The organism is Citrobacter sp. wls826, from assembly GCF_005281245.1.
GTDB lineage: Bacteria > Pseudomonadota > Gammaproteobacteria > Enterobacterales > Enterobacteriaceae > Citrobacter > Citrobacter braakii.
On the sequence record NZ_SZWS01000012.1, the window covers coordinates 132146 to 136706 of the forward strand.

Annotated in this window: 3 protein-coding genes and 2 pseudogenes; all 5 read right to left on the reverse strand. The window is 52.9% G+C overall.

Annotation, left to right across the window (positions count from 1 at the left end; all coding sequences use genetic code 11):
• Positions 1 to 194, reverse strand: a pseudogene (locus FDW87_RS21485) (aldose 1-epimerase); the annotation flags it as partial.
• Between the two features lie 9 nt (positions 195 to 203).
• Positions 204 to 1265, reverse strand: a complete 1062-nt coding sequence (locus FDW87_RS01600) for a zinc-binding dehydrogenase (protein WP_016157154.1) — start codon at positions 1263 to 1265, stop codon at positions 204 to 206.
• A gap of 27 nt (positions 1266 to 1292) precedes the next feature.
• Positions 1293 to 2291: an ABC transporter permease gene (locus tag FDW87_RS01605; RefSeq protein WP_016157155.1), complete on the reverse strand. Its 999-nt coding sequence runs from the start codon at positions 2289 to 2291 to the stop codon at positions 1293 to 1295.
• 27 nt (positions 2292 to 2318) lie between these two features.
• Positions 2319 to 3836, reverse strand: a pseudogene (locus tag FDW87_RS01610) (sugar ABC transporter ATP-binding protein).
• 30 nt (positions 3837 to 3866) lie between these two features.
• Positions 3867 to 4561 (reverse strand): substrate-binding domain-containing protein (locus FDW87_RS01615; protein WP_252362944.1); only part of this gene is annotated, 695 nt, incomplete at its 5' end.

The following is a 4561-nucleotide window of genomic DNA, read 5'->3' on the forward strand; positions in this document are numbered from 1 at the left end:
CGATTTCCGCTCACCCGGTTACCGAACGGCACGAGGGGGAAACAAGACGATTCCACCGCAATTCCGCTTTTCAGGCCTGGGCGCAGCACGGGGCTCATTTCCCCCTGATGTTGCCACCACAGTCCCTCAATCGCCCCGCCCTGCTCCGCAACCTGAAGCCGCAGATTGCTATTTTCCAGCGTATAAAGCGTCATCTGGCCCCCTTAATCCGGAAAGTTAATAACCACTTTGCCGCACTTCCCGCTCGCCATCAGCGCATAGGCTTCCCCTGCCTGTTCAAGAGAAAAACGATGCGTAATCGCACTATGCGGCCAAAGCTTCCAGTCGGTCAGATCGCGGGCGCATTTCTCCATATGGAACAGGCTGGTTACCCAGGAGCCAATAATACGCCGCTGGTGATGCATCAGGTCGGCACTCACTTCAAATTCAACTTTCCCGGTTTCACCGATATAGACAACTCGCCCCCAGTCCGCTGTCGACTGCAATGCCAGCAGACGACCCGCTGCATTACCGGAACAATCCAGCGCCACGTCCGCGCCGCCGTGCGTCAGTTCGGCAATCAGCGCCGGTAGATTCTCCGTCGTGGCCAGGAATCCGTTGTCCATCACGCCCAGCTGTTTTGCCGTCGCCAGGCGATCTGGCAGCATATCGACGCCAATAACGCGCTTCGCCCCACGCCCCTTCGCCAGCATCATGGCCATCATGCCGACAGGCCCGAGGCCGACAACCAGAACGTTGTCACTGCCGGACACTTCACCACGCAGAATACCTTCGTAGGCTGTCCCAACGCCGCAGCTAATAAACGCCCCGTCTTCATAGCTCAGGGCATCCGGGAGATGAATCAGGTCTTTCTCTTCCGCTAATAAATATTCAGCATGACCCCCGTCGCGCTGCCAGCCGTAGGCGGCTTTGCCCTCCCCGGTACAGGAGATCGGAAAACCCCGTCGGCAGTTGGAACAGAATCCGCAGCCGGAAATATGGTAAACCAGCACCCGGTCACCCGCTTTGAAGTGTCGACAGCCAGCCCCGGTTTCAATAATTTGTCCACAAGGTTCATGACCGTTAACAAACCCCTGATACAATGGCTTATCCGGCGCAGCAGCAGTCCCCCGATGCTGATGATAAATATAATGAACATCGCTCCCGCAAATTCCTGATGATTTCATTTTAATGAGAACCTGATTGATACCCGGCGTTGGCACAGGAACCTCTCTGAGTTCAACGGTGGAATTTCCCGGTAAAAAAGCAGCCAGCATTGTTTTCATCATTCCCTCTGCATAAATTAATAAATATTAATGTTTAAGTTTACTGTTACGTTGGGTCAGCAATATATTCGCCAGCACTGCCACCACAATAATTAGTCCGCGAACAACCTGCTGGAAGAAAGAGTTAATTCCCAGCAGCACCAGTCCATTACCAATAAGGGTAATCACCAGTACGCCTAATAAAGTGCCAAACAGTGAACCGCGACCGCCGGACAGCGCGGTGCCTCCGACCACAACCGCCGCAATGACGTCAAACTCCAGTCCATTTGCCGCCCCCGCATTACCTGAGCCAAGCCTGGCGGCCAACAGAATCCCGGTAATGGCAGCCAGCAAACCGGAGAGCGTAAAAATCAAAATACGCACCCGCTTAACGTTAATCCCGCAAAGCTGCGCGGCGGTCGCATTCCCGCCGGTGGCAAAAACGGAGCGACCAAACGCAGTCTTGCGGCTGATAAAGACAAAGATGACGAACAGAATCAGCATAATGAGCGCCGACACCGGGATGCCAAAAAGCTGCCCACCGAGCCATTCCAGCACCTCATTTTCATCAATCGGTACCGGAAGCGCGTTGGTCATAAACAGTCCCATACCGCGTAAGGCGCTCCACAAACCTAATGTGGCCACGAAGCTTGGAACGCTAAATACGCCACGCAATACGCCAGCAAGCGTGCCCAGCGCGGCGCCCAGAATTAACACCATCAGGCAGGCAAGGCTAAGCGGCACCTGAAACTGTAACAGGAAGGCCAGACAGACGGAGATAAACGCCACCATCGGCCCAACACTCACGTCTATCTCACCGGAAATAATAATGAGCGTCATTGCCCATGCGGCAATCCCAATAGTTGCGGCATCCCGGAGGACGTTCATTTGGTTATTTAACGAAATAAATCCTGGCGCGTTCAATGAAAATACCAGATATAAAATAGCAATAACCACCAGCAAACCAATTTCATTAATATGATTGCTAATAAATTGCTTTGGCGCGGTACTTTTGCCTTGCGGCAGCGTTAATGATGAGGCAGACATCTGTTATTTCCTCAATAAACGTAATGGCTAGTGCGTGGATAGAATGGCCGACATTAATTCATCGACATTTACAGGGGCTAAAAGCTCGCGGGTAAATTCGCCGTTTTGCAGCAGCAAAATACGATCGCAAACTAAAGGCAGTTCTTCTATTTCGCTGGAAATGAAGATGACACTTTTTCCTTCTGCGGCCAGCTCGCGTACGATACGATATATCTGCTGTTTGGCTTCAATATCGACGCCGCGCGTCGGCTCATCAAGGAGCAAAATTTCGCTTTCGGCATATACCCAGCGTCCAATGACCACCTTTTGCTGATTGCCGCCCGATAACGTCCCGATTGCGGTCTGCGTATTTGCCGCTTTTACCGTCATCCTGCTCATCACCGCCGCCGTCAGCGCCTGGATCCGCTGCCAGTTCAACACGCCACGTTGACTCACCTTGTGTCGGTTGGTCATTACCGTGTTCTCATCCACGCCCAGTAGCGGAATGATCCCCGCTTCTTTACGGTTTTCCGGGGTATAGCCCACGCCGCTTTTGAGCATTGCGGCATAATCAGGCTGCGAAATATTCACGCCGTTCAGCGTGATTTCTCCGCGGGAAAATGACTCTAATCCAATGATTGCCTTGAGTAATTCGCTACGGCCCGATCCCAGCAGACCTGCAATCCCCAGGACTTCGCCCCGGTGCAGCGTAAAGCTAATATTATGTAGCTTTGGCGGATGGCATAATTGCGCAACCTGCAGAACCGGAGTCGTTAGCGAGATGCCGGGTTTAACCCGCGGGAGATCGATATGTTCCCTGCCCAGCATCAACGATACGATTTCCTGAGTGGTCGTGCTCTCCAGCGTAACATCCCCGGCGACCTGACCATCGCGCATGATCGTTGCGCAAGAGGCGATACGGCGGATCTCCTCCATGCGATGACTGACATAAATCACGGCGACGCCCAGCGCTGACATCCGTTTTACCGCGTTGATCACCAACTCAACTTCCGCATTAGCCAGCGAGCTGGTCGGTTCATCGAGAATAACCACCTGCGGCTGGCCTTTCATTACACGGGCAATCTCCACCAGTTGCTTTTGTGCCGGACTCAACGTCCCGACTAAAGCATCGGGTGGAACATCAACACCGAGAGCCGCCAGTGCCTCTGTCGCCTAGCGAGCCATCATAGTCTGATTAATCATGCCATTACGACGCGGCCATTGACCAAGACAGAGATTTTCAGCAACCGTCAATCCCTCAACCAGACTCAGCTCCTGGTATACGGCTCTGACCCCCAACTCCGCTGCGCGTCGCGTCAGCGTGGCATCGCTGCCCTCAAGGCGGGTTCCACCCAACCAAATTTCGCCGCTATCAGGACTTTCACTGCCGGTCAGCATACGAATGAGCGTGGACTTTCCCGCGCCATTTTTCCCCAATAGCGCCCGAACCTCACCTTTTGAGAGCATAAAATTCACGTTATCCAGCGCCACGACGCCGGGATAACGCTTATTTCCTGCGACTATCTTCGCGACCGGTGTCGACGTTTTTTCACTTGCTGTCATCACATCTCTACCTCAGTTAACGGACAAGAGTCATCAAGGCAGACCGTCGACATGCGTAGTCAGCCACTGCTTACCATCTTCAGATTTAACGTAGGTATCGATGTCCACAGGGATGATTTTGTTTGCCTGTGGGGTTTTATTAATCACATTCATGGTTTGTGCGAAAACGGCATTGCCCATTTTCTTACCCGAAATGTCGACAACGGCTTTCAGCACCTGATAGCTTTGCAATTCCTGAGCGATTTCCGTTGTCATATCCGAGCCGAACACGGCAATTTTGCCCGCTTTCCCTTGATTGCGGACCGCTTTAACCGCACCCAGCGTCGCCCCGCCGGACTCCCCCATAATGGCGTCCAGACTGGATGAGGAGATAATCAGCTTTTCGCCCACAGAGATGGCTTTATCGAGAACAGTTCCTTCCTGATTCGCGACAATCTGCATATCCGGAACGCGTGCTTTTAGCGCCTCTTCAAAGCCTTTACGCCGCTGCACACAGACCTCGAACGCTTCACAGTTAATTATCGCAATTTTTGGGGCACTGATTTTTTGTGCAATAAAATAATCAGCCGCGGCCTCCCCCAGCTTTTTACCAAATTCAACCGGATCGCCAACCAGGTAGGCAGAGACATACTTGTCCACGCCTTTATCATTGATACAGGTGTTGTAGCAAATCACCGGAATACCGGCTTCACTGGCCCGGCGAACCGCGCGGCTGCTGCCGTTTTCTG